Origin of the sequence: Bradyrhizobium sp. STM 3562 (assembly GCF_045571435.1) — a bacterium.
Classification (GTDB): Bacteria; Pseudomonadota; Alphaproteobacteria; order Rhizobiales; family Xanthobacteraceae; genus Bradyrhizobium.
In genome coordinates, this window is record NZ_CP120694.1 from 5,169,882 (window position 1) to 5,192,075 (window position 22,194).

The 22,194-nt window shown below is 62.2% G+C and carries 19 protein-coding genes and 1 pseudogene; 12 read left to right on the top strand and 8 right to left on the bottom strand.

Annotated features, from left to right (window positions below):
* Positions 1 to 109 precede the first annotated feature (109 nt).
* The 3 genes from P6U23_RS24020 to P6U23_RS24030 all read left to right on the top strand — a co-directional run bounded on the left by P6U23_RS24020 (position 110) and on the right by P6U23_RS24030 (position 2,203).
* Positions 110 to 1,189: an NAD(P)/FAD-dependent oxidoreductase gene (locus tag P6U23_RS24020; protein ID WP_407175032.1), complete on the top strand. Its 1,080-nt coding sequence runs from the start codon at positions 110 to 112 to the stop codon at positions 1,187 to 1,189.
* A gap of 146 nt (positions 1,190 to 1,335) precedes the next feature.
* Positions 1,336 to 1,518: a hypothetical protein gene (locus tag P6U23_RS24025; RefSeq protein WP_407175033.1), complete on the top strand. Its 183-nt coding sequence runs from the start codon at positions 1,336 to 1,338 to the stop codon at positions 1,516 to 1,518.
* Positions 1,519 to 1,693: 175 nt separating this feature from the next.
* Entirely contained in the window at positions 1,694 to 2,203 is a 510-nt protein-coding gene (locus tag P6U23_RS24030) for a dienelactone hydrolase family protein (protein WP_407175034.1), read from the top strand.
* A 226-nt stretch (positions 2,204 to 2,429) separates the two neighbouring features.
* On the opposite strand, the gene P6U23_RS24035 is transcribed toward P6U23_RS24030, so the two are convergent.
* On the bottom strand, positions 2,430 to 2,798 hold the full coding sequence (locus P6U23_RS24035; protein ID WP_407175035.1) for an HIT family protein: 369 nt from the start codon (positions 2,796 to 2,798) through the stop codon (positions 2,430 to 2,432).
* A gap of 648 nt (positions 2,799 to 3,446) precedes the next feature.
* Between P6U23_RS24035 and P6U23_RS24040 the strand changes: the two genes are divergently transcribed.
* The 7 genes from P6U23_RS24040 (at position 3,447) to P6U23_RS24070 (ending at position 11,326) form a co-directional block, all read left to right on the top strand.
* Positions 3,447 to 4,397 carry a hypothetical protein gene (locus P6U23_RS24040; protein WP_407175036.1) on the top strand — a complete coding sequence of 317 codons (951 nt, stop codon included), beginning with the start codon at positions 3,447 to 3,449 and terminating at the stop codon, positions 4,395 to 4,397.
* 151 nt (positions 4,398 to 4,548) lie between these two features.
* Positions 4,549 to 5,367 carry a nucleotidyltransferase domain-containing protein gene (locus tag P6U23_RS24045; protein ID WP_407175037.1) on the top strand — a complete coding sequence of 273 codons (819 nt, stop codon included), beginning with the start codon at positions 4,549 to 4,551 and terminating at the stop codon, positions 5,365 to 5,367.
* The gene (locus P6U23_RS24050; protein ID WP_407175038.1) at positions 5,357 to 6,079 is read left to right on the top strand and encodes a metallophosphoesterase; all 723 of its coding nucleotides are present in this window, start codon (positions 5,357 to 5,359) and stop codon (positions 6,077 to 6,079) included. The genes P6U23_RS24045 and P6U23_RS24050 overlap by 11 nt, the downstream gene beginning before the upstream one ends.
* 18 nt (positions 6,080 to 6,097) lie before the next feature.
* Positions 6,098 to 6,724: an HAD family hydrolase gene (locus tag P6U23_RS24055; protein ID WP_407175039.1), complete on the top strand. Its 627-nt coding sequence runs from the start codon at positions 6,098 to 6,100 to the stop codon at positions 6,722 to 6,724.
* Positions 6,725 to 7,052: 328 nt separating this feature from the next.
* On the top strand, positions 7,053 to 7,523 hold the full coding sequence (locus P6U23_RS24060) for a hypothetical protein (RefSeq protein WP_407175040.1): 471 nt from the start codon (positions 7,053 to 7,055) through the stop codon (positions 7,521 to 7,523).
* A 242-nt stretch (positions 7,524 to 7,765) separates the two neighbouring features.
* Positions 7,766 to 8,053, top strand: a complete 288-nt coding sequence (locus P6U23_RS24065) for a DUF5132 domain-containing protein (RefSeq protein ID WP_407175041.1) — start codon at positions 7,766 to 7,768, stop codon at positions 8,051 to 8,053.
* A 144-nt stretch (positions 8,054 to 8,197) separates the two neighbouring features.
* On the top strand, positions 8,198 to 11,326 hold the full coding sequence (locus P6U23_RS24070; RefSeq protein WP_407175042.1) for an HAD-IC family P-type ATPase: 3,129 nt from the start codon (positions 8,198 to 8,200) through the stop codon (positions 11,324 to 11,326).
* A gap of 40 nt (positions 11,327 to 11,366) precedes the next feature.
* Here P6U23_RS24070 and P6U23_RS24075 read toward each other — a convergent pair whose 3' ends face one another.
* The 7 genes and pseudogenes from P6U23_RS24075 to P6U23_RS24105 form a co-directional block, all read right to left on the bottom strand.
* A complete protein-coding gene (locus P6U23_RS24075) occupies positions 11,367 to 12,713 on the bottom strand; it encodes an IS5 family transposase (protein ID WP_407175043.1) in 1,347 nt (448 codons plus the stop codon).
* 173 nt (positions 12,714 to 12,886) lie between these two features.
* Positions 12,887 to 13,540 carry a hypothetical protein gene (locus tag P6U23_RS24080; protein ID WP_407175044.1) on the bottom strand — a complete coding sequence of 218 codons (654 nt, stop codon included), beginning with the start codon at positions 13,538 to 13,540 and terminating at the stop codon, positions 12,887 to 12,889.
* A gap of 87 nt (positions 13,541 to 13,627) precedes the next feature.
* Positions 13,628 to 14,773: a DUF445 domain-containing protein gene (locus tag P6U23_RS24085; RefSeq protein ID WP_407175045.1), complete on the bottom strand. Its 1,146-nt coding sequence runs from the start codon at positions 14,771 to 14,773 to the stop codon at positions 13,628 to 13,630.
* 496 nt (positions 14,774 to 15,269) lie between these two features.
* Positions 15,270 to 15,782, bottom strand: a pseudogene (locus tag P6U23_RS24090) (ferritin-like domain-containing protein).
* Between the two features lie 793 nt (positions 15,783 to 16,575).
* Positions 16,576 to 18,084, bottom strand: coding sequence for a PQQ-binding-like beta-propeller repeat protein (locus P6U23_RS24095; RefSeq protein ID WP_407175046.1), 1,509 nt, complete (start codon positions 18,082 to 18,084; stop codon positions 16,576 to 16,578).
* A 94-nt stretch (positions 18,085 to 18,178) separates the two neighbouring features.
* Positions 18,179 to 18,505: an antibiotic biosynthesis monooxygenase family protein gene (locus P6U23_RS24100; protein WP_407175047.1), complete on the bottom strand. Its 327-nt coding sequence runs from the start codon at positions 18,503 to 18,505 to the stop codon at positions 18,179 to 18,181.
* Between the two features lie 19 nt (positions 18,506 to 18,524).
* Positions 18,525 to 19,715 (bottom strand): NADH-quinone oxidoreductase subunit D, encoded by a 1,191-nt coding sequence (locus P6U23_RS24105; protein ID WP_407175048.1) that lies wholly within the window; start codon positions 19,713 to 19,715, stop codon positions 18,525 to 18,527.
* A gap of 324 nt (positions 19,716 to 20,039) precedes the next feature.
* Here P6U23_RS24105 and P6U23_RS24110 point away from each other — a divergent pair, with 324 nt between their 5' ends.
* Together P6U23_RS24110 and P6U23_RS24115 are read left to right on the top strand one after the other, a co-directional pair.
* Positions 20,040 to 20,477: a CBS domain-containing protein gene (locus P6U23_RS24110; protein ID WP_407175049.1), complete on the top strand. Its 438-nt coding sequence runs from the start codon at positions 20,040 to 20,042 to the stop codon at positions 20,475 to 20,477.
* A 298-nt stretch (positions 20,478 to 20,775) separates the two neighbouring features.
* Positions 20,776 to 21,759 (top strand): alpha/beta fold hydrolase, encoded by a 984-nt coding sequence (locus P6U23_RS24115; protein WP_407175050.1) that lies wholly within the window; start codon positions 20,776 to 20,778, stop codon positions 21,757 to 21,759.
* Positions 21,760 to 22,194: the final 435 nt, after the last annotated feature.

Genomic DNA, 22,194 nt, shown 5'->3' on the forward strand with positions numbered 1-22,194 from the left:
CGGCAGAACCTCCAGTCTCAAGGCAGAAGCTCGAGCCAAGGACTTTGCCCAGCGCGGAGCGTCGGGCTAGGCTTCGGTCGGCGTTCCCTTTCGCATCGATGGAGAGATCATGCGGGTCGCAATTTGCGGCGGCGGAGTGATCGGAGCCTGCGCTGCGTATTACCTCGCTCGCCACGGGATCAACGTCATCGTCGTGGAGCGGGCCGACGTGGCCGCGGCGGCATCGGGTAAGGCCGGCGGATTTCTGGCTCTGGATTGGTGTGCCGGGACTCCTCTCGATGCGATGGTGCGCCGAAGCTTTGTACTCCACGCCGACCTGCCCCGCGAGGTTGGCGCTGATTGGGCCTACCAGCGCATGACCGCCTATGGCGGGTTTGTTGTCGCCGATGGCGATGCTCGTCGTCGTCCGCGGGCCAAACTCAACTGGCTATCCGAGAGCGTAATCATCACCGATCGACTAGGCACGCCGGAAACAACGGCCGTTGTTCACCCGCGCAAATTCACTTCCGCAATGATGAGCGCGGCGCAACGACACGGCGCCCTACTCCGCCTGGGCCGGGTCACCGGCGTCGTCCGGAGCGCGGATGGATCGAGGATAAGGGGCGTCGAGGCCGACGGCACCACTGTCGAGGCGGACGCCGTCCTAATCGCCATGGGACCTTGGTCGATGGCGGCTGCAGCGTGGCTCCGTCTGCCCGCTGTGTTTGGGCAGAGGAGTCCGAGCCTGGTCTACGACACCGGCACAGATGTTCCGGCGAATGCGCTCTTCCTCGACTATCGCGAGGAAAGCGGCAACATCGCCATGGTTGAGGTCTTCCCGCGGGCGGACGGGAGCACCCTCGTCACCGCCTTCTCCAATCAGACCCCATTGCCGCCCGACCCCGCCACGGTGACGCCTGACGCGAGCGAGATCGATCGCCTCCAAGAGATCGCAGCACGGCTGTCACCTGCGTTCCGGCCGGAACGGATAATCGCTCGACAAGCCTGCTTCCGCCCGGTCACGCAAGACGGTCTGCCGTTCGTCGGCGAAGTGCCGGAGAGCGAGGGCGTCTACGTCGCCACCGGCCATAGCGTCTGGGGCATTCTCAATGCTCCGGCAACGGGCGAAGCCTTGGCGGAGTTGATCGCAGAGGGCGCCTCGCGGAGCACCGATCTAGCTCCGTTCGATCCGGCCCGGCTTCGGCCCTAACTCCATCGCCGGTGCGGTTTAGCTGATGGCGGAACTCCTGCTGCGATCAATTAGTTCTGTCCCCGTGCCGAACGGCGGCGTCGGGTCGCTATCTTAGGGCCGGTGCCCACCATTTCGGCAGGCAGAGAAATTTCGGGAGTCGAGCAATGTTCGAAAACCACGAAGTCGCCACTCCGATGACCAGCATTGCAGCGCTCCTGACGCAAAAACAGCACCTGCTCAGCCGCCTGGAAGAATGTCCTGGCCCCAACGAGCGGGAGGAGATCGAGCGTCTGCTTGACAGAATAGATGCCGAACTGAACGCGGTCGACAGACCGGATCGGCTATGAGCCCACCGGGCTATCGGGTACGGCCGTTTTGTTTCATGGTTCGGTTGCAAACATGAAAGGTCGGGAAGAGCTCAGTGAAGTCGTGATCGGGGCCCGTCAGCTCGCAGGGATATTGGGCATCCCTCACGATGCAACCGGCCTTGCGGTCTTTGCGCATGGTAGCGGAAGCGGTCGCATGAGCCCGCGCAACAACCAGGTTGCGGCCGGCCTTCGCGAGGCTGGGCTCGCAACGCTGCTGCTTGACCTTCTCACCCCCGACGAGGAGGGAGACCGGCGCAACGTGTTTGATGTCGCGCTACTCGCCTCACGGCTGTCCGAGGCCGCGGATTGGACCCGCACACATCCCAAGCTTAAGGCACTTCCGATAGGTTATTTCGGTGCAAGCACGGGCGCGGCTGCGGCGCTGATTGCCACAGCCGAACACCGCAATGTCGCGGCCGTCGTGTCGCGCGGCGGTCGTCCGGATCTCGCCGGTGGGGCCTTGCGAGCCGTGCGTGCACCAACCCTGCTGATCGTCGGCGGCGCCGATACGCCGGTGATCGCACTCAACCGTTCGGCGTTCGCGGAGCTGTCTTGCGAGAAGGATCTCGTTGTCGTGCCGGGGGCCACCCACCTGTTTGAAGAACCCGGCGCCTTGGACCAGGTTGTGATACACGCGAAGCGCTGGTTCCGCCGGTTTTTGTGATCACTGCTGCCACTCGGGGAAGGAGACTCCGTTCTTGCCGACCGGAGCGAGGCCGGCGGAAGTAACCGATAAGGGACTGAAGCCGACGTTGCTTCACCGCATCAACTGCCGCGCCTTCGGGCTGCACCAACGACTTAGGGCGCGGCGTCCGACAAGCTGCGTCGCAATACGGACACGCCGCGCGCTAATTCGACCCGCCCTAGCGCTGATGCGATCAGACTGTTAGCTACGACACCCCAAGTGCGTCGCGAATCCTTTTCGCGTTCGATTGAAAATCTTTCGGATCGCCGACGACCTCGCCTGGAGCCGGATAGAGCCAAATGTGGGCATGCGGCACTTCCTCGCCCAGAATGCTCGCGTGTATCTCCGGGCAGAACGCCTTTTGCATCGCCCGCGCGATCTTCCATACCACTTCGAAATATGCGCCGGCATTCGGGACGTCCCAGACCCAGCGAACGTGGCGCTTGGGGATTACCAGTGTGTGACCCGGGGATTGCGGGCGAATGTCGAGGAAGGCGAGATAATCTTCGTCCTCATAGACTCTTGTGGACGGAACCTCGCCGCGGACGATCTTGCAAAATACACACTCGGTCATGTCTCCGACTACTCCGGCTGGCGGCATTCATCTCATCCCATCCGTAGCTAATCAGTCGGACCGGCTATGCCACGGGCTCACGGGCTAATGCGACCAGATTTTAACTCTTGCCGAAGGCGAGGTTGGGACCCTCCGCGCGGAACGAGACCTGCTCCCCTTGCATTGACGTCCTAGCCAGCCGTGTTGCGGCTCGGGCGCTGAGGAGCTTTCGAGGACCTCCGGGCCTGGATCTGGGGCGTCGGAGGAAATGCGATGTTCGGCCTGCTCCTCTGGCGCGCTTACACGGCCGCAAGGCAGGATCGCGCAAGCGCGGCGCTCCCACCAGTTGTTTATTCGCTCTCGCTCGGCTGGTTTGTGCTCATTTTCCGTGGCATCTGGCGGTCGGCCGGCAATTATCGCGGTCCAAAGATATGGGGAACGCTCGCGAGGCTGGGCGTGCTCGTCGGGACCTTGCGTATGGCGACCGAGGCTGCAATCCTCTTTCCTGCAAGCCGCAAGCAATTGCGGAGTAGGCCCTAATACCGGTAGCAGTCTTGCCGACGCGATCTCACGCGTCGAATTCCTGCGGTCAGCGCCCCTTCCACAATCAGGGTTTGTACTGTCTGGCGGCTACCGAGACCTAAAATAGGCCCGGCCACGCATTCCGGCGTGACGACCTATTCCGCTATTTCGGCACCATGCCAGCGAGAATGTCCTATAGGCTTCACCCGGTCTTTCGCGAGGCTTGCACGACACCAGCGCCGTCAGCCGGAACCCAGGAACCCCTGCGTCCGCATTCTGTTGAGCAGTCCACGACAGAAGACAGCGAGCACGAGTGGTCGCGACATGGTGTCTGTGCGACGAAGGCGCCCTCAGGCCGAGGTTTCGGGGGAGATCGTCGAAAAAGGCGACATCTATTTTGCCTACCGACCGCCGATCGAGGAAGATAGCGCCGAAGGCCTGGCTGACGTCCAGCGCTTTTACATGGTGATGAGGCCGGAAGGACAGGCCCGGCTTCGTATGGCAGTCCTCGGGCGCAAGCGGCTGCCCGAGGCACGCGACCACGAACGCATCTGGGGTTTCATCGAGGCAGTCAAGTCCGGTCCCGCCGTCGAGGACGAATTCCATGGGCATCATTATACGACCAAGACCCGCGGCGAGCGCACCCTGCCGCCGGTCAGGCCCGCAGGCGAAGGAGTGTATGCGCTGCTCAAGCGCGACCGCAGTCTTCACCTGACCTATGAACTTGAACTGCCGCAGCGGCCCGGCCAGGTCCAAGAGGAGCTGAATATTGAACGCCAGGCCGCTTACATACTGTCCATCAAGAACCCTGAGGCCGGCTCGCCGCCCGGCGCGGGATTGTCGGAGCGGCAAGAGGCGCACTACCCCAAACCGCTCGAGCAGGAATTCCGAGGCCGCCGCTTTGCATCGGAGGACCGCACCTTCTCGACTACGAAGGCGCTGAGTTCATCCTGGTCGGCGCGCGCACCGATCCCGAGCGCGCCTATCCCGAACGCGCCTATGCGGTCGATATCGAGACCGAACACGAGACGGCCCGCAATGCCGACATTTTCCGCCAGCTCAAGACGTCGCCACGCGAGCATCCGATCGGTCCGCTGATCAAGGGCGAATGGCAATAGCGGATGGGCATCTGTCTTGGCCGCACCACCTGACAGCGTCCGTTCAATTGAACCGGCGCCTCTTCCGCGCGGCCGAGCGGCCGACGGAAGGGAACTTCTATCGTCCGCGCCGATTGGAACAGAAGCAGGCAATGGTGACATCGATGCATGCGCGAGATTGTCATAACCCGACGCCGCGTGCCGACTCCTCGGCCGAGGTCGACGCGTACAGGCTCGCGCGCCTTATGCAAGCGGAGCGATTCTATGAGGAGGTTCTTTCGGATTTGCTCGAAGCGCGCCTGCCGTTCCTCGTGGGTGGCGGCTACGCTGTGAACATCTATACCGGTGCACGCCGTCCCACAAAGGATCTCGACATTTTCACGACCGCGCGTGAATTTCCCCGCCTGCTTGCCTGCCTTGAGCACGACGGCCGCACTGCATCAACGGTGGACGAGCGCTGGATCGGCAAGATCCATCACGGCAATGATTTCGTCGATATCATCTTTGACTCGAGCAATGGCGCGGTGCCGGTCCAAGAACAGTGGTTTACCCAGGCGCGACAGGGTCGTGTGCTTGGGCTTTGCGTGCCCTTGATCAGCCCGACCGAGCTTATTTGGTCCAAAGTCTTCGTCCAGAAACGGCAGCGCCATGATGGCTGTGATATCGCCAATGTCATATTGAAGCAGCGCGACGACATCGATTGGCAGCGCCTGCTTGCGTACATGGACGCGCATTGGGAGGTCCTGCTTTGTCACGTGCTCAGCTTCCGCTGGATCTATCCCAGCGAGCGCGATGCGATCCCAGCCTGGCTGCTTGATGAACTTCTCAAGCGATTAAGACGACAGCGCGAACATCCACCACCCGGAGACCGACTATGCCGCGGCCGATTGTTGTCGAGCTCCGATTATCGGAGCGCCATCGAAGCGTGGGGATTTCTGGACGTCGAAGGCGAATGCGACAATGACGGCTGACACCAACTCGTTCACATTTGCCAGCATCGGCGATCTCCACGTCAAAGACGATCACCCGGGTTCCCTTCGCGAACTATTCGGCGAGGTCTCAAAGCGCGCGGGCGCCCTCGTGCTTTGCGGCGATCTTACCGATACCGGCACGCCCGCCCAGGCCGCGCTCCTCTCGGAGGAGTTGCGCGCCTGCACGATTCCGGTCATCGGTGTTCTCGGCAATCATGACTACGAGTCAGGACATGCCGATCAGGTAAGGCGGATTCTTTGTGATGCCGGTGTGCGCCTGCTGGATGGCCACGCTGCGGAGGTCAATGGCGTGGCATTTATCGGCGTGAAGGGTTTTGCCGGCGGATTTGGGCCACGGATGTTGAGCTCTTTCGGCGAACCGGCGATCAAAACCTTCGTCGCCGAGGCAATGAGCGAGGCGATGCGGCTGGAAAACATCATGCGCACCGTGAATAGTGAGCGCGCCGTTGTAGTCCTGCACTATGCGCCGATCGCGGAAACGGTGGAGGGTGAACCGCTAGAGATCTATCCTTTCCTTGGATGTTCGCGCCTTGCGGAGACGATTGACCGTTTCAAGGTGAGCGCCGTCGTGCACGGTCACGCGCATCGCGGAAGATATGAAGGGCGCACGCCCGCCGGCGCGCCCGTGTACAACGTCGCCAGACACGTGCAGAAGCCGTCAGGCCTGCCATATGCCCTCATTTCCGTCTGACGCAGCCCAGCCTCGACAATGTCCAGACACTACGACGCCGTCCTGTTTGACTTACTGACCGCTCTCCTTGATAGCTGGTCTCTCTGGAACGCGGTCCCCGGCAGCGAAGCCGCCGGCCGCTCCTGGCGTGCCGAATATCTCAGGATGACCTACGGCACAGGCCCTTACCGTCCCTATGAGGACATCGTTCGCGAAGCAGCCGACCGGGTCGGGCTGCCCTCGGGCCGCGCCGATGCTCTCGCTGCACGATATAGTGAGCTGAAGCCCTGGCCCGGCGTTACGGGCGTCCTGACCAAGCTTCGCGAAGCCGGCGTGCCGCTCGGCGTCGTGACCAATTGCTCCGAGAAGCTGGGGCGCATCGCCGTCGGTCGAATCGGGGTCCCGTTCGAGGTGGTCGTCACGGCTGAGCGGGCGGGCTTCTACAAGCCCGATCCCCATCCCTACAACCTTGCGCTTGAGGAATTAGGGGTCGCGCCGGAGCGCTCCCTCTTTGTCGCCGGCTCGCCCTACGACCTGTTCGGAACCGCGCGCGTCGGGCTACCGGCCTTCTGGCACGACCGAATGGGCGCGGAGCTTGAGGGCGCCCCCACCCCGATCGCGAGACATCGAGACCTGATGCCGCTCATTGCCGTCGTCCTCGGCTGAACCGATGCGTGGCCGGAGCTTGCCAGCGGCGCTCGCCTCGATGCTTTGGTGTGGTCGGGACCAAATCCGGCTTTGCGAACCGTGCAGTCCGCGACCGCCGCAGGACCTGATCGAACGCAACCGCATCAACCTGCGCCTGCGCACCTGTGGCGGCACATGCGCGCTTGGGGGCCGAGCCCTTGTCCCCTAACCGCCCAAATCACGAACACTGATCTCATGGAAACGGGCTCCGGTGATCGGGAACTGGCAAGTCTGTCACACAAGCTTCGTCACCTAGATGCTTTAAAGCACCCTCACCCGGCATCGGCCAAGGAAGGGACGCTCGATCATGTGTGCACCGGCGCGGGCTTTCGTGGCCCATCGGACTCCCACGCGTATTCGAATCAAGCTCGCCAAGGCTTCGGGGAAGACTCCGGAGTCTCGCGCCGATCTTGTGAACCTCAAGCAGCATCTCCTGGAACATCCACACGTCCTCGGCTTGCAACTAAGCCCGCTCACGGCCAGCCTGATCATCGAATGCCGGAAAGGCTTCGAACTGACGGCACGACACCGGCAGCTTCTGGGATTGGATATGCAAGCGCTAATGCAGTCGGCCCCTCATCGCCCGGGTCATGCAAGTGGACTGTCCGGTACCCTGATGCTTGCACATGTGCTGAAGCTCATGGTTGCGATCAGCACCAGGCAGATCGGCACGCAACTCATCGAGTGCGTTGTTGACGGCTTAATTCAGGCTGCAAGGAGCGAAGCCCAGCGCCGCGCCGCAGATCAAAAGCCGCTCGTCGCTGTCTCCGCCAAATAAGAGCGTCCGTGCGGAGCCGGTCCTTCAAGCACGTTCTTGATCCGAGCGGGTTTGATCTCGGTCGCTGGCCGACGAATCTCGAAGCAATCGCGCACTGGGATTTAATCTGTCGCATCACCCATGCGTGATTTTCCAAGGCTCGAACTTTGCTGTCCTATGTAAATTCATACAGTTGTAACATTCCTTACTCTCTCGCGTTAGGCCAAGTGGTTGTGAACCCCAGCGGGCAGAAGGAGCGTGCAATGAGTGCTTTTGAAGATCTATTCAAAGGCGGTAACATCGTGACAGGTCTGGCTATCGGGATCGGCGCCGCCGTGGTTGCACCGGTGATCACCCCGGTGCTGCGTCCGATCGCCAAATCTCTGCTCAAAGCCGGGCTCGTCGCCTATGACCAGGGGCGCGTTGCGTTCGCCGAATTGAACGAGCAGACAAGCGATCTCGTCGCGGAGGCGCGTTCCGAACTCGCCGAGGCGGGGCATACTGTGGAAGGTGGCCCAGAAGCGGAAGAGGGACGGCCACAGCACGCCTGACTTCGCTGATTTTGCTGAGAGCGGCCGGCGCGCGCGGCGGACGGGTGCGGTCTGCCGGGGGTATTCCTGCGCCGGCTGAAGAGCTCGTCACAAGGCGATCCTTCTGCAGTTCGGTACGGCATGTCGACGGTGCGCGATTCCACGATGATGCCCAGCGACGTCACGCCCGTCCACACGGCCGTTCGGGGCCGCGTGAGGTTTCGGGTCGCTGGATTGCGGGATGAGCCGTCGCTTGCTCGCACCATCGAGCGTGGCCTTATGCTATTCCCGGGCGTCACCCAGGCGTCGGCGAGCTCACGCACCGGAAATGTTCTCGTCCTCCATGACGAGGACACGGCGGTGCACGGGCTTGCCGGCCACATCGACGCGCTGCGGAGGGGTGAGGTCCAGTTGGATCGCGAGGACGAGTCCGCCGCACATCAATGGCACGCCATGGAGCCGGCCGAAGTTGCCGAGGCGGTTTGCACATCACCCCTGAAGGGACTTTCGCCGCAGGAGGCTCAGCAGCGGCTTGAGAGCGATGGGCCGAATGCCATTCCTCGCACCGCTGGCCGCACGGATTGGTCCATCCTGATGGAACAGTTCCAGGGGCTTCCGGTTGCCATGCTCGCCGGCGCGGCCGTGTTGTCTCTGGCCACCGGCGGACTGCTCGAGGCCGGCGCTATTCTCGCGGTTGTCGGACTGAACGCTGCGATCGGCTTCGGGGTGGAGAAGCGCACGGAGCAAACCATCAGCCAGCTCGGTGCGCCTTGCACGCGAAGCGCGCAGCTCATCCGGGACGGAATGGAAATCGAAGTCCCGACCCAGAACATCGTTCGTGGCGATATGATCGTTCTGCAACGCGGCTCCGTGGTTCCGGCCGATGGCAGGCTCCTGTGTGCCGATGCGCTCACGGTCAGCGAGGCTGCGCTGACGGGCGAGAGCCAGCCGGTCGCGAAATCGGAAGGCTTGCTTGCGGAGTCCGCCGCCGCGCTCGGCGACCGCAGCAACATGGTCTACCGCGGCACGATCGTGACAGGCGGCAGCGGGAGGGCGGTCGTTGTGGCCACCGGCCGGCACACGGAGATGGGGCGGATCCAGCAATTGGTTGGTATCAGCACATCTCCGGAAACGCCATCGCTGCGGCAGATGCGCGAACTGGGGCGCCAGTTATTCTGGGCGACAGCGGCCGCAACAGGCGTCATTTTCGGCGCAGGCCTGTTGCGCGGACTATCGCTCCTGCAACTCGTGCGATCTTCGCTTGCGGTGGCCGTGGCCGCGGTGCCCGAAGGCCTGCCCATGGTGGCGACCACGACGCTCGCCCTGGGTGTCGAAAACATGCGCCGGCGCGGCATCCTGGTGCGGCGGCTCGATGCGATCGAGACGCTCGCCGCCGCGAACGTGATCTGCTTCGACAAGACGGGCACGCTGACCCACGGCGCAATGTCTCTCGATTCGGTTGCCATCGGCGATCATGTCTGGCGCAGCTCCGACGGCGTCTGGACCGATCGCGGCGGCGAATATGCGGGCAAGAGCGACATGCGGCGCCTGCAACGGCTGCTCTCGATCGCCAGCCTGTGCAGCGATGCAGAGGTTCGTGATGCCCGGCAGCGTTTCGAAGCGAGGCGGTCCAGCACGGAAGTGGCATTGATCGAAGGGGCGCTCGCAATGGGCATTGACGTGACCCAACTGCGGCGTGATCACCCGCGCTACTCGGTTCAGCGTCGCACCGAGGCCTACCGCTTCATGGTGACCTGCCATCACGCGCCGCGAGGTTTCCTCATCGCCATGAAGGGCAGTCCGGCGGACGTGCTCGCGCGTTGCCGGTGGGAGCTGTCACCAAATGGACGGCGCAGGCGTCTGACGCCCGAGCGGAAAAATGCCATCGAAGGCATCAACCAGCAGCTCGCGGAGAAGGGCTTGCGCGTGCTCGGCGTAGCCTTTTTTGAGGGGCGGAAATCCCGCGGAAGTGGGGAGCTCGATCCGGCCGAGGTTGCGGATCTCGTATGGCTCGGTCTTGCGGCTCTTTCCGACCCGCTTCGCTCCGATGTCCGGGACCTGATGCCGCAGCTTCATCGCGCAGGCATTCACACCGTGATGCTAACAGGCGACCAGCGCCGGACCGCGTACACGATCGCCAGTGAAGTCGGGTTGAGCGGTGATGCTCCCATTGAGGTGATCGATGCCGTCGAGCTCGACCGTCTCGATACAGCGGAGCTTGTGCGCGCGGCAAGGCGCGCCCATGCGTTTGCGCGCATCACGCCGACCCAGAAGCTGAGGATCGTGCAGTCTCTGCAACACGCCGGGGCAGTCGTTGCGATGGTCGGCGACGGCATCAACGATAGCCCGGCGTTGCGCGCCGCAAACGTCGGCATCGCAATTGGACGCAACGAGGAATCTGCCGCTCGCGAAGTCGCCGACATCTTTTTCGCGAACGACCAGCTCGGAATGCTGCCGGTCGCCGTCGCGTGCGGCCGTTCTACTTATGTCAATGTCCGAAAGGCGGTGCATTATATATTGAGCACCAACACGAGCGAGGTCCTGACGGTGCTGGCCTCGACTGCTGCAGGTGCCGGCGAGATATTGAGCCCCGTGCAACTGCTTTGGATCAATCTGGTCTCCGATGTATTTCCCGGCATTGGACTCGCCATGGGTGAGCCGGATCCGAGAGTCTTGGATCGCGCCCCTCACGCCGCGGACGAACCGATCCTGAAGACTTCCGATTTCGGGCGGCTCGCGAGGGAAGCCGGGCTGATTACGGCCGGCAGTTTTGGAGCCGGGCTGATCGGAGCCACGCGCTATGGCATCGCTTCCCCGCAGGCGAGGACGATGACATTCGGAAGCCTGGTCACGGGGCAGCTCCTGCACGCGCTCACCTACGCCGACAGAGGCAACGGCGGGCCGATGCCATCCAACGCGGCCCTGCTTGGAATTGTAGGGGGATCGCTGCTGCTCCAGGGTCTGGCAATGTTCGTTCCCGGCCTTCGCAGCATCCTTGGCGTCGCGCCGATCGGTGCGCTCGACCTTACAGCCATGATCGCCGGCGGCGTGCTGCCATATCTCGGCAATCGTGCACTTGCCGAAGCGGGAACGGCATCGGCGTACCAAGCTCAAGGCCGGGATTTGGCGGCGGGCGTGCGCATGGATTCAGACGCAGCACGCCCGACCGACCCGGCGGAACGGCTTCTGCAACGGACTGCCGTCCACACGTTGGGCGGTGGCGAAGCCTCAAGACGCCTCAGGCCTGCGCACCCGTCGCGATCCGCCGCTAGGCGAGCGTCGTTGACTCGCTGAACCGGTCGGCCGAGTTCCGGTGTTGCGCACTAGTCGTCCGTTAAGAAGCCGATTTGAGCGCGGTTGGGGCGGCGAGCAGTCGCATCAAGGCGTTCAAGATCAAGCGTAGCAGAAGGCTAAGCCAGGCGAGGACGAGGCGGAGATTGTGGCCGACGGCAGAGAGGATGACGTTGGCCGCATCGCCCTCGCGGCCCTTGAGATAGCAGCGGCCGAGTTGACCGTCGGTCTTCATGTGTCCGATCACGGGCTCGATGGCTGAGCGGCGCTTGAGCTCGCGTTTGATTGCGCCGAAGACGCCCCGCTTCTGGCCGGAGATGAAGACGCGGCGCGGGTTTTCGGTTTTGTGGCCGCGATAGCCCTTGTCGACATAGCCGCGCTCGATCGCGCAACCGGTGAGCTTCTCGGTGGCCTCGATGACGTCACCGAGCGTGTGGCCGTCATATGGGTTGCCCGGCAGCGCCTGGGCGTGCAGCACAAACTGGCCGCCCGGAGCGCGGGCGTTAGTGGTCACGATCGAGGCTTTGACGCCGAACTCATAAGGCGCCGAGGCCTTGCCCTTGCCGATGCATTCGACCTCGGGCGCGTGGAAGGAATAGAGCTTCCAGCCACGCTGGCGCTGCTCCTGGGAGCGGATTTGCGCGGCGCGCAAAAGCGCCTGCTCGAAGGCAGCCTCAAGCTCCGACTGACCTCCGATCTTACGGCGGATGTCGCGGATAAGCCGGCCGAGCCAGGTTCGCAAGCTGCGCAATTGCCGACGATGGCGCTTGAACTGCTTGGCGTGGGCATAGCGCCCGGCCATCATCGCCGCCCGCTTGGCGATACGCAGATAGGACTGCCGCAGCCGCACGCCGTGCGCGCGTGCCAGCCGATTGAGGCCCTTGATCGCCGCATGGACGAGCTTGGCGTCGGTCGGGAAGGTGATGGCCTTGGGCTGAACGGTGGTGTCCACCGTCACCCGCTTCAGATCGCGCGTCCGCAACGCGCCAGTCTCATGCGCTACCCTCAGGCTCTCGGCCAGCAACAGCTCCAGTTTGCTACCAAGCCGCTTGCGCCAATGGCTGAGGCCGGAACGCTCGTGCGGGAACTCATGCTGGAAAAATTCAAAGCCGGTGAAGTGCTGGAAATACGGGTCGTAGACCCAGCGCTCGCAGACGCCTTCGTCGGACAAGCCGTAGATGTGCTTGAGCAGCAGCAGCCCGATCAGGAAGCGGCTCGCCACGCCCGGCCGGCCCTTGTCGCTGTAGAGCGGTGCGATCTCGCGATCGATCCAATCCCAGTCGATCTTGGCGCCGAGCTGCACCAGCTCGTGCTTCAGATTGATGATCTGATCCAGCCTGGCGCGAAACAGATCGCCTTCCGCTGTCGGTTCCGACTTTTTCGGTCGCATCGGTCCCCTCCGCTGCGACCACAGAATCATGCCCGGCGATTCGAGGGATCTCGAAAACGAAATTGCAAGCTTTCGAGGCCTCAACCCTCGAAAGCTTGCAATCTCAAAACCGCAACCGGCGCCAAAAACCGATTCCCGCTCAACGGCCTCGGCTCATTTTCACGGACGACGCACTAAGATCTCCTCGGGAAGACGACCTCCGCCCGCTTCCTCGGCGGCCGCTCGAGCGCTTCTGATGTTGCTTCGGAGGTCACGCCCGCGTGGCTCCTCTTTTCCCGTTCAGACGACGCCAGCCTGCGCGTGACCATCGAGTAGAACAACAGCGACGCGGCCGAACCAAGATAACGTCCGCTCAACACCTGATAGACGCCAATTGCGGCAAACAAGCCGGCCAGCCCCGGGCGCTGCAGGAGTTGCTTGGCACCATAGGAGTTCCAGAAATTCTCGACAGCGCTGCCGAACGCCTGCCCCCTTGCGAGCTGGAACAAAGCGAGTCCCGAAAGGCCCGTCGCAACCGCGTCCAAGGCAGAGGCCGGTCCGAGACCCGAGGCCTTCAGCGGGCTCGACTGGTTCGTCGGTGCCGTCGTTCGATCAGCGATCCTGAACAGTTCATATTCGGCTGCGACAGCCGCGATCGGCGCGAAGCTTCCGGCATGATGAAGCAGAATACTCGCCGTCTCGGGCGTCACCTTCAACCGTTCGACAGCGGAATTGACGGACAGTTTTTGCCTGACCGTTTCGAAGTAATGGTCGTCGCCGCGCTTCTCCGGCACGCGCAATCGAGTTCGCCCGGCAACCTGGTGCGCAATGTAAGCAGTAGGGGTCATGCGAACGGTATCCTTCCACTACTGATCACGAGGCCAATGTCGGCCAGAGACGTGGCAAAACTTGGAGCCCATCGATGATTTGTCCGCCTACCCCAACAACCACGTGACCATGAAGATGAGACAGCCTGCACAAGCTCCGACGATCGTGCCGTTCATCCTGATATATTGCAGATCGCTCCCCACCACGAGCTCGAGGCGATCCGAAAGGGTGCGCGTATCCCAATTTCGCACGACCTCCGCGAAAAACGAGCCGATCTCGCTGCGCCACGCGATAACGGAGTCGGACAAGTCCTCCACGACCTCGTCGATGTGTCGCTGCATCGCGGCGTCCGCCCCCAGCGCCTCGGCGACGATCGAAACCGGCTTTTCCAACGCCACCCGCAGCCTCGATGAGGGTCGCGCCAGATCGTCGAGCGTCGCCTGGCAGATTTCGTTCCAAACCGACCTGACCCAATCCTGCGTCTCGGGATGAGCCAGCAGGCGCCTCATGCCCTCATTTATCTTCTCACGCTGCTCCGCCGAGTTGATCATTTCGTCGATTGCCGACGTGAGTGCCTCACGAAACCTAGAGGAGACCTCACTCTCCGGCCGAGACAATCCATTGAGCAACTCCGTGATACCATTGACGATAGCGGCTGCAATCCGGCGATCGATCGCCTTCGGAATCCACCAGCGGCTGCGATCGGCTACAAGCTTGTCGATTTGGTCGCGGTTCTTTTCGAGCCAGCCGCTCGCGAGCTCGCTGACCCGTTCAAACAGAATGTTCGCCTCCTGGCTGCCGGTGAGAACGCGAAGCCCACGTCCGATCATCGGCGCGAAATCCGCCTGGCGAAACTGGTCGCTCAGGATCCGCTGCAGAAACTCGCCAAGATCCGGGCTCCTCAGTGAATGGATGAGATAGGGAAGCATTGCCGTGATCGAGTGCGCGACAAGCGGCGCAGTGCTCGGCGCGGCGAGCCAGGCCGCAAATCGTGCCCCAACGTGCATTTCGCGCAGCTTCGGCAGAAGCACATCCGTCGTGAGAAAATTGCGCTCGATGAAGCGCCCGATGGTGCGGCCGATCCTGTCCTTGTTGTTGGGGATAATTGCGGTGTGGGGGATAGGGAGCCCCAGCGGGCGTCGGAACAAGGCCGTCACCGCGAACCAATCGGCAAGACCGCCAACCATGCCCGCCTCGGCACCGGATCGGATGAGCAGCGTCCCGAAACCGGGCTCCGGAACCAAACGTGTCAAGGCGAATATCACCCCCATGCCGACGAGCATGGTCGTAGCAACGATCCGGTTCCGTCGCAGTCGCTTGCGCGTTGGCCCGTCGGACTCGCTCGCCAGCAGCGAAAGTGCTTTGCGGGGCGATGCCGGGGCGTGCTCTGGCAACATTCGGCCCATCCCTTCGTCACTGCCCCCCTGGCGACGGATGTAAGCCTAAGTCGGAAAATTGCATCGGAGCGTTCGATTGAACCGAGCGGACGCGGGTACCCCTAGTGTTGAACGGTTCACCACCATGTCGCGCGAGACGTTTTTGGACTGGTTCTGGCCATCCAGATTTCTGGCTCTACCCGCTCGCCGACTGCCTGGGAAAGTTCAGCTTTGCCCTTTCTCGCCGGCATGTCTGCGCCGCTCATTGGCGATCCGATGACGCGCGCGCCCGCAGCGAGCCGGCTCCAGCGCCTTGCTGCCGATGTATCAAAGCGCGTTCCATTTTGGAGAGGTGCTACTTCGGCGCGCAGCCTTACGCATTCGCGTCGCGATTGACCTCGGTCTTTGCAAGCGTCGTGAGCAATTCGTCCGCCCGCTTTTCCTGCTCAAGGCTGTTGTGCAGCAGATGCTGATCCTCGCGAAATTCGAGCTGGCCCGCGAGCGCGGCTGCGGTGCCCTAGGCCGCAATTTCATAATGCTCGAGCCTCTGCGCGGAAGCGATGATGCCCGCGTCGCGAACATTGTCGTGTGTCACGATCGTGCACATCTTTTCGGTCTCGTTGATGAGCGCTTGCATGGCTTGATCCGCATGCAGCTTTGGGCTGGCTCCGTGCTTCTTCAGGATCGAGCGGAGCCGTTCGCCTTGTACAATTGTCTCTCGCTGGTGCTGCTCAAGCACGGCCCTCAATGAGGCGTGCGACGATGCCCTCGCCGTCCGGACCAGTGCATGCTCAAGCTGCTCTTCGACACTGACCAGCTCCTGCAACTCGGCAGTGTACATGCCGTTGAAATTGTCGATCTGCATAAACGTGCTCCTATGCGGCATCGGCCGCCGACGGTTCTCCCAGCTTCGAGGGTTTCCGATTGGCACTGTCCTTCGCGGGAAGCTGCAGCACTGTTGCCCTTTGGCCAACGCGCAGCATTGCAAGTAGAACGACCCTGCCGTTCTCAAATTCCAGCGCGTCGTGATGCGTGTCCCTCACTCGCTGATGGACCTTCCGAAAGCGCGCCAGCCGCGCCCCAGTGCTGCCAAACCGCATTCTCGGTAACAACTGTGCAAACGGATGATTGCAGACGACGTCCTCGCTGAAGGCAAGCTCGGTTCCGGGCAACAGGCATACGGCAACTTCCGGCTCCCCGACAGCGGAGAACCCACGCGTGGCAGTATTCGGGAATTCGCTCGTGACCAGCACATCCCCGGCCTTTGCCGGACGCGCTTGGACAGCATGCATGCTGTAGTCACACATTGGACAACCCTCCATTGCTTGTCATTGCTGGCCCGATTAGGTGCTGGCGAGCTTTGGACCGCTCCCGCTCGCAACACCCCAACGCCCGCGCCCCAGACACCATTTCCAACAACCTGCGGAGGAGCCAGTTCCTCTCCTGTTATCAACGCCGGACAGCACCATAAGAGCCTGGATCGCCGGCGCAGATTTCGGGGGTATGGAGGTGATTCCAACAGGTGCAATGGCCGCTTGGCCTCACGCCGCCTCCACTTCAAGCGCCACTTGAATCCGGATGAACATCCGATTCCTTCCATGCTTGATCGAGATCGGCGACTGCCTGGCGCAAGCTCACGCCAAAAAGTCAGATTCAACCACCTGTATTCCGCATCACCTTCAAAACCTGAAAGCGTAAATGCGCCCATCTGCGCCGACATAGAGGCGGTCCTGCGTCGCGATCACCGTTTGAAAGCGTCGGAGACCGCTCAATGGCTCGCTTGCAAAAATTTCCTCGCCCGTATCGCCGCGAAACGCGTGCAGCCGATCATCGCCTTCGGCGCCAAGCATCCACACTGTCGGATTGGAATGCCCGTCGGTGGTGGTCGCAACAGGGGAGCCACGGCCGCGGAGCGCACCGCACCACGCAGTCGTCAGCATCAGTGGTGGTCCTGCTGCAATCTTCACGACTATCAGATCGTGACCGCGGCCCGGTTGCGGGCAATGCGTCCCGGGGGCTTGAAAAGCAACAAAGACATCATCCCCGACTGCGTAAGCTGTCGGTGAGGTGATGATCCACGACCGCGATACTGTTTCGGCAGCAAGCTGGCCGCCAATCCCGCCGAGATCGTTTCGATCAAGAAGATAGGCCTTGCCATCCTTTCCCAGCGCCAGGATCAGAGCACGACCGCCGCCCGCGCCGGGAACGTCGAGAGGAAGTGGATTGCTGCCTCCCAGATCCGCGTCTCGGGCATCGAGCGCCTTCCAATCTGACGGCGCAAAATAATTCCTCTTGTCTTCGCTGCGCCGCAGGTCGGCTCCAACCCGAAACACGCTTTCGCCGTCGTTCCAACTCGACGCGCCGAGGGTGTTTCCGGTCGCAAAATAGATGTCGTGGCCTACGACACTCAGTCCGCCAGGCGACCAGGTGCCACCTCCCCGCGCACGGGTCTCGAAGCTGACGAGCTTGCCCTGATCCTGCAGCGAAATTCCGACCACCCAGCCATGATAGTTGCCGCAATCCCCGAAATGGCCGCCGAAGGCGACGTAGATTGTCCCATCAAGAAGTGTAAGCGCGGCACGCTGATTTTGCACCCGCGGATCGAACTGCCGCCCCAACCTTTGCAGGGCGTCGGCAATATCGATCGGCCAGCCCGGAAGGACGCTGCCATCCTTCGTCGAAAGTGCGAACACCTCGTGATGCGCGCCGTTTTCCCGCTCCACGGCTGCATCGAAATAGATGGCCGCCGTCGCAGGGTCGATCACCGGAGTGCCGGTGATGCCAAGCGGATTGATGTTCCCGCATGGCAATGACGAGGCTCGCACGGGGCGCCCCACGAGGCGCCTCCATAATTCCCTCCCGGTCATCGCATCGAAGGCCTGAACGATATTGTCCTCCGTCGCCACGAACACCATCCCGGTGTTCGTTCCGGGAGGACGCCAGTAAAGCGGCTGGGCGTACATCGAGCCCGCGACGCGAGCGTCGAACGCGCGATCCAACTCGACAGATCTGGCATTCTCCCAGGACAACCCGGGAACCACGTACCGGCCGCTTCGGCTGTTGTCGCCGTGATAGGTCAGAACTGAGCTGTCCTGAGCGAGGCCGTGCAGCGGCGAGAACGCAAATGCAAATAGTCCCGCCATGACGGCGGCACGTGCTGTGATTGAAAAGACGCTGCGAATGTTCATGCGCGCTCGGCAGTCCGGTCCTGCGCTGTTCCGCCCTCATTGGGGGTCCGTGATAAGAGCTGCGGCGTTCCACTCTCGCGCATCGAGCGCCGGCTCACTGCTTGTCGGCGAGGATTTCGGCGACCTCGTACAGATGAGGATCGATATCGTCGGTGAGCTTTCCAAACTCGCCCCAGACCTTGCGAAATTCGGGTGACTGGTGCGCGGCGCGCAGCAGATCACGGTTTTCCCATTGAATGTAATTGACGATACGGCGCCCATCAAGGCTGCGATGCAGGCTGATCGAGATGAAGCCCGGTTGCCGTTGCATGAAGCGAGCGCGCTCGCGCATGAGCGACAATGCTTCGGCCTGCTTTTCGGGTTCAGCTTCGATAATGGTAATCTGGGTGACTGCCTGCTTGTCGGTTTGGATCTGCGGCATGGCGCTCTCCTTTCGCACCTTATCGATCGATCTCCCCAAACACGATGTCCAGCGAACCGATGATCGCCGAGACATCGGCGAGCAGGTGCCCGCGGCTGAGCAAGTCCATCGCCTGCAGATGTGCGAACGATGGCGCGCGGATCTTGCACCTGTAGGGTTGGTTCGTGCCATCCGAGACCAGATAGACGCCGAACTCGCCCTTGGGAGCCTCGACCGCAGCATAGACTTCGCCGGCCGGCACGTGAAAGCCCTCCGTGTAAAGTTTGAAATGGTGGATCAAGGCCTCCATGGAGCGTTTCATCTCGCCGCGCCGCGGGGGGAAGATCTTGTTGTCCTGGACCGCGACCGGCCCCTGCCCGTCAGGAGCACGGAGTTTTGCGATGCACTGTCTCATGATACGTATCGACTGCCGCATTTCTTCCATGCGGACGAGATAGCGGTCGTAACAGTCACCGTTCTTGCCGATCGGAATGTCGAACTCCATTTCGGGATAGCATTCATAGGGCTGCGCCTTGCGCAGGTCCCAGGCCGCGCCCGAGCCGCGCACCATCACGCCGGAAAAGCCCCACTCCCAGGCCTGCTTCAGCGTCACCCTGCCGACATCGACGTTCCGCTGCTTGAAGATGCGAAGGCCCGTCAGCAGCCGATCCAGATCGTCAACCACGCGCAGGAAGGGATCACAGAAGGCTTCGATGTCGTCAATCAGTTTCGGGGTTAGATCTTGACGCACGCCGCCGACGCGGAAGTAATTTGCGTGCATGCGCGCGCCGGACGCGCGTTCGTAGAACACCATCAGCTTCTCGCGCTCTTCGAATCCCCACAGCGGCGGGGTGAGCGCGCCGACATCCATCGCCTGGGTCGTAATGTTGAGAAGATGCGAAAGCAGGCGTCCAATTTCACAGTAGAGCACGCGGATCAATTGACCACGTCGCGGCACTTCGATGCCGAGGAGCTTTTCCACTGCGAGGCAGAACGCATGCTCCTGGTTCATCGGCGCGACATAGTCGAGCCGGTCGAAATACCCGATCGATTGCAAATAGGTCTTGTGTTCGATCAGTTTTTCGGTGCCGCGATGAAGCAGGCCGATGTGCGGATCGACGCGCCGGACCACCTCGCCGTCAAGTTCCAGCACAAGGCGAAGCACCCCGTGCGCAGCAGGATGCTGGGGGCCGAAATTGATGGTGAAATTGCGAAGTCCGGCTTCCTGCATGGGAGTTCTCGCTCACGACGCCGCCGATTGTTTGCCAGTGAACGCGCCAAAATCCCATTTTCGGCTGGCGCAGCTATCCCAACCCACTCCCGGCCAGAAGGACAGCAGAGCTGCGGTTTAGTCCCATCCGAGGGAGCCGCGTGATGCCAAACGCCGCCCAAGCTTTGGTTGTTCCTAAAGCTGTCGTGACTGCGCGGGCAATGCTCGCCGCGGAGAGATAAATGGCCTCGGCTCTACCTGCCTCGCATGGACGATTGCCTGGCCGGGAACGTGCAGGCACCGGCCCCGTTGAGCTGGTGTTCGCACACGCATAGGAGACGAACCATGAAGATCAGCGAGGTAATGACACGCGACGCGAAACTTGCAAGTCCAAACGACACATTGCAGCACGCGGCCAAGTCGATGAAGGCTTGCGATTGCGGCGTCCTTCCGGTCGCCGAGGGTGACCGGCTCGTCGGCATGATCACCGATCGCGACATTGCAGTGCGGTGCATTGCGGAGGGCAAGGGCCCCGACGCCAAGGTTCGCGACGCGATGACGGAAGGCGTGAAATATTGCTTCGAGGACGAGGACGTCGCTCACGTCTGCGCCAATATGAGTGAGATCCAGGTGCGGCGGTTGCCTGTCATGAGCCGAAACAAGCGCCTCGTCGGCATCGTCTCGCTCGGCGATTTGGCGCGCCAGTCGCCATCCACCGGGCGGGCGCTGCATGGCATCACGAAACCGAGTCAGCAGCACAATCAGAGTTCCGCCGCCGCCTGACGCGCATCAAGACGTTCCGGGGTGCGCAAGCTATGATCCGGGCATTGGGCCAGGGGATAACCTGCCGCGGATGCAAGTCGCACACCACGGCCTCGCGCAGGAGTCGTCCGCGCCCTGCATGTGGCGGCCGGAGACCTCCACTCAGACGGAATGCCGAACGTGAACACCAAGACGGCCGTTCACGAAGTCCTGCAAATCGAACGTTGACCCGCCCATGGAAGCATTGGCTCATGCGCGTGAACTGCGACGAGGCGCATTTGTCTCTGGGCTGCACAGGGAGATGTCCGTGATCGGAGATATGTTGATCGCCGGTCTCTTGGCCCTCATCGGGCCGGTCGGCCTCCCCGCGTCTTCAGCGTTCGCGCAGGAGACACCGCCGCCTCTCGCGGCCCGTACCGGACTGCCGGCCAATTTCGATCAGGTCTTTGCTCATCGCTTTGCCGAGGCCAACGGCGTGCGACTGCATTACGTGATTGGCGGCCCGCCGGGTGGCGATCTGGTTGTGCTTCTACATGGGTGGCCGCAGACCTGGTACACGTGGCGGCGCGTCATGCCCGCTCTGGCGGACGCGGGCTATCGAGTCGTCGCGGTTGACTACCGCGGCGCCGGCGACTCGGAAAAGCCGCTTGCCGGTTACGACAAGGCGACAATGGCCGCGGATGTCCGCGCACTCGTGCAACAATTGGGCGTGGGAAGGATCAACCTCGTCGGGCGCGATATCGTAGTGATGGTCGCCTACGCCTATGCGGCGCAGTGGCCGGATGAGGTCGCAAGGCTGGCGATGCTCGATGTGCCGCTGCCAGGCACACGGGTATGGGACGAACTGATCCATAAGCCAGACCCGGACATTTGGCACTTCGGCCTGCACCAGCAACGCGACGTCGCTGAGATGCTCGTCGCAGGACGCGAATACCCGTACATTTCCGATTTTTACAAGAAACGGCTTGCCGCACCCATAGCCGATAAAGATCTCGCAGTTTACGCGCGGGCCTATGCGGCGCCGGGCGGCCTGCGCGCAGGCTTTGAGCTCTATCGCGCCTTTCCGGAAGACGAGCCTCGATTCAGGGAATTCCAGAAGCGGAAACTCAAGATGCCGGTCCTGGCGCTCGCCGGTGAGCGCAGCAACGGCGCCAAGGAAATCGCGATGGCCAAGGAAGTGGCTGATGACGTGCGCGGTGGTGTTGCTCCTGAAACGGGACATTGGCTTCCGGACGAGAATCCGGGATTTGTTTCTACCCGGCTTCTCGCCTTTTTCGCCGAGACCGGGAGCGGATCGCGATGAAGATTTCCGTGCCGTGGATGCAACTCTCAAGCGGCGGCTTCGCGCCACCACGGCACTCAGGCGAAGGCGCGCAACGACGGACACGATCGTGGTGCGGCGGGCGAACAGAATGTAGAGACCGTCCCGCCTTGCGGCCTGAGGCCGTCAAGAATTGGTTCGAGATGATGCCGCCACCTCAATCCGACGCGGGCGATTGCTTCGGCTCTGCGGCGCGCCGCGCAAACAAGGGCGATCGGTGGCGATATGCAGGAGGCACCCCGCCGGACGGTTTGCTTTTTGCGTGGATCTATCAGTCCTGCAAAATGAACATGCTCCCGCCGGTCTTCAAAAGGAAAAGTTTCCCGCCTCGGTCGGCGCTATCTTAGAGGGCTCGATAACGGCTGATGCCGGCGAACCACATGAGGGCCGGTTCGTTGCACAAGCCGCCAATTTCTA

Bases quoted from the DNA above. Each gene is read 5' to 3' on its own strand.
- P6U23_RS24020 (WP_407175032.1), top strand. From the start codon at position 110: ATGCGGGTCGCAATTTGCGGCGGCGGAGTGATCGGAGCCTGCGCTGCG.
- P6U23_RS24025 (WP_407175033.1), top strand. From the start codon at position 1,336: ATGTTCGAAAACCACGAAGTCGCCACTCCGATGACCAGCATTGCAGCG.
- P6U23_RS24030 (WP_407175034.1), top strand. From the start codon at position 1,694: ATGAGCCCGCGCAACAACCAGGTTGCGGCCGGCCTTCGCGAGGCTGGG.
- P6U23_RS24035 (WP_407175035.1), bottom strand. From the start codon at position 2,798: ATGACCGAGTGTGTATTTTGCAAGATCGTCCGCGGCGAGGTTCCGTCC.
- P6U23_RS24045 (WP_407175037.1), top strand. From the start codon at position 4,549: ATGGTGACATCGATGCATGCGCGAGATTGTCATAACCCGACGCCGCGT.
- P6U23_RS24050 (WP_407175038.1), top strand. From the start codon at position 5,357: ATGACGGCTGACACCAACTCGTTCACATTTGCCAGCATCGGCGATCTC.
- P6U23_RS24055 (WP_407175039.1), top strand. From the start codon at position 6,098: ATGTCCAGACACTACGACGCCGTCCTGTTTGACTTACTGACCGCTCTC.
- P6U23_RS24060 (WP_407175040.1), top strand. From the start codon at position 7,053: ATGTGTGCACCGGCGCGGGCTTTCGTGGCCCATCGGACTCCCACGCGT.
- P6U23_RS24065 (WP_407175041.1), top strand. From the start codon at position 7,766: ATGAGTGCTTTTGAAGATCTATTCAAAGGCGGTAACATCGTGACAGGT.
- P6U23_RS24070 (WP_407175042.1), top strand. From the start codon at position 8,198: ATGATGCCCAGCGACGTCACGCCCGTCCACACGGCCGTTCGGGGCCGC.
- P6U23_RS24075 (WP_407175043.1), bottom strand. From the start codon at position 12,713: ATGCGACCGAAAAAGTCGGAACCGACAGCGGAAGGCGATCTGTTTCGC.
- P6U23_RS24080 (WP_407175044.1), bottom strand. From the start codon at position 13,540: ATGACCCCTACTGCTTACATTGCGCACCAGGTTGCCGGGCGAACTCGA.
- P6U23_RS24095 (WP_407175046.1), bottom strand. From the start codon at position 18,084: ATGAACATTCGCAGCGTCTTTTCAATCACAGCACGTGCCGCCGTCATG.
- P6U23_RS24100 (WP_407175047.1), bottom strand. From the start codon at position 18,505: ATGCCGCAGATCCAAACCGACAAGCAGGCAGTCACCCAGATTACCATT.
- P6U23_RS24105 (WP_407175048.1), bottom strand. From the start codon at position 19,715: ATGCAGGAAGCCGGACTTCGCAATTTCACCATCAATTTCGGCCCCCAG.
- P6U23_RS24110 (WP_407175049.1), top strand. From the start codon at position 20,040: ATGAAGATCAGCGAGGTAATGACACGCGACGCGAAACTTGCAAGTCCA.
- P6U23_RS24115 (WP_407175050.1), top strand. From the start codon at position 20,776: ATGTTGATCGCCGGTCTCTTGGCCCTCATCGGGCCGGTCGGCCTCCCC.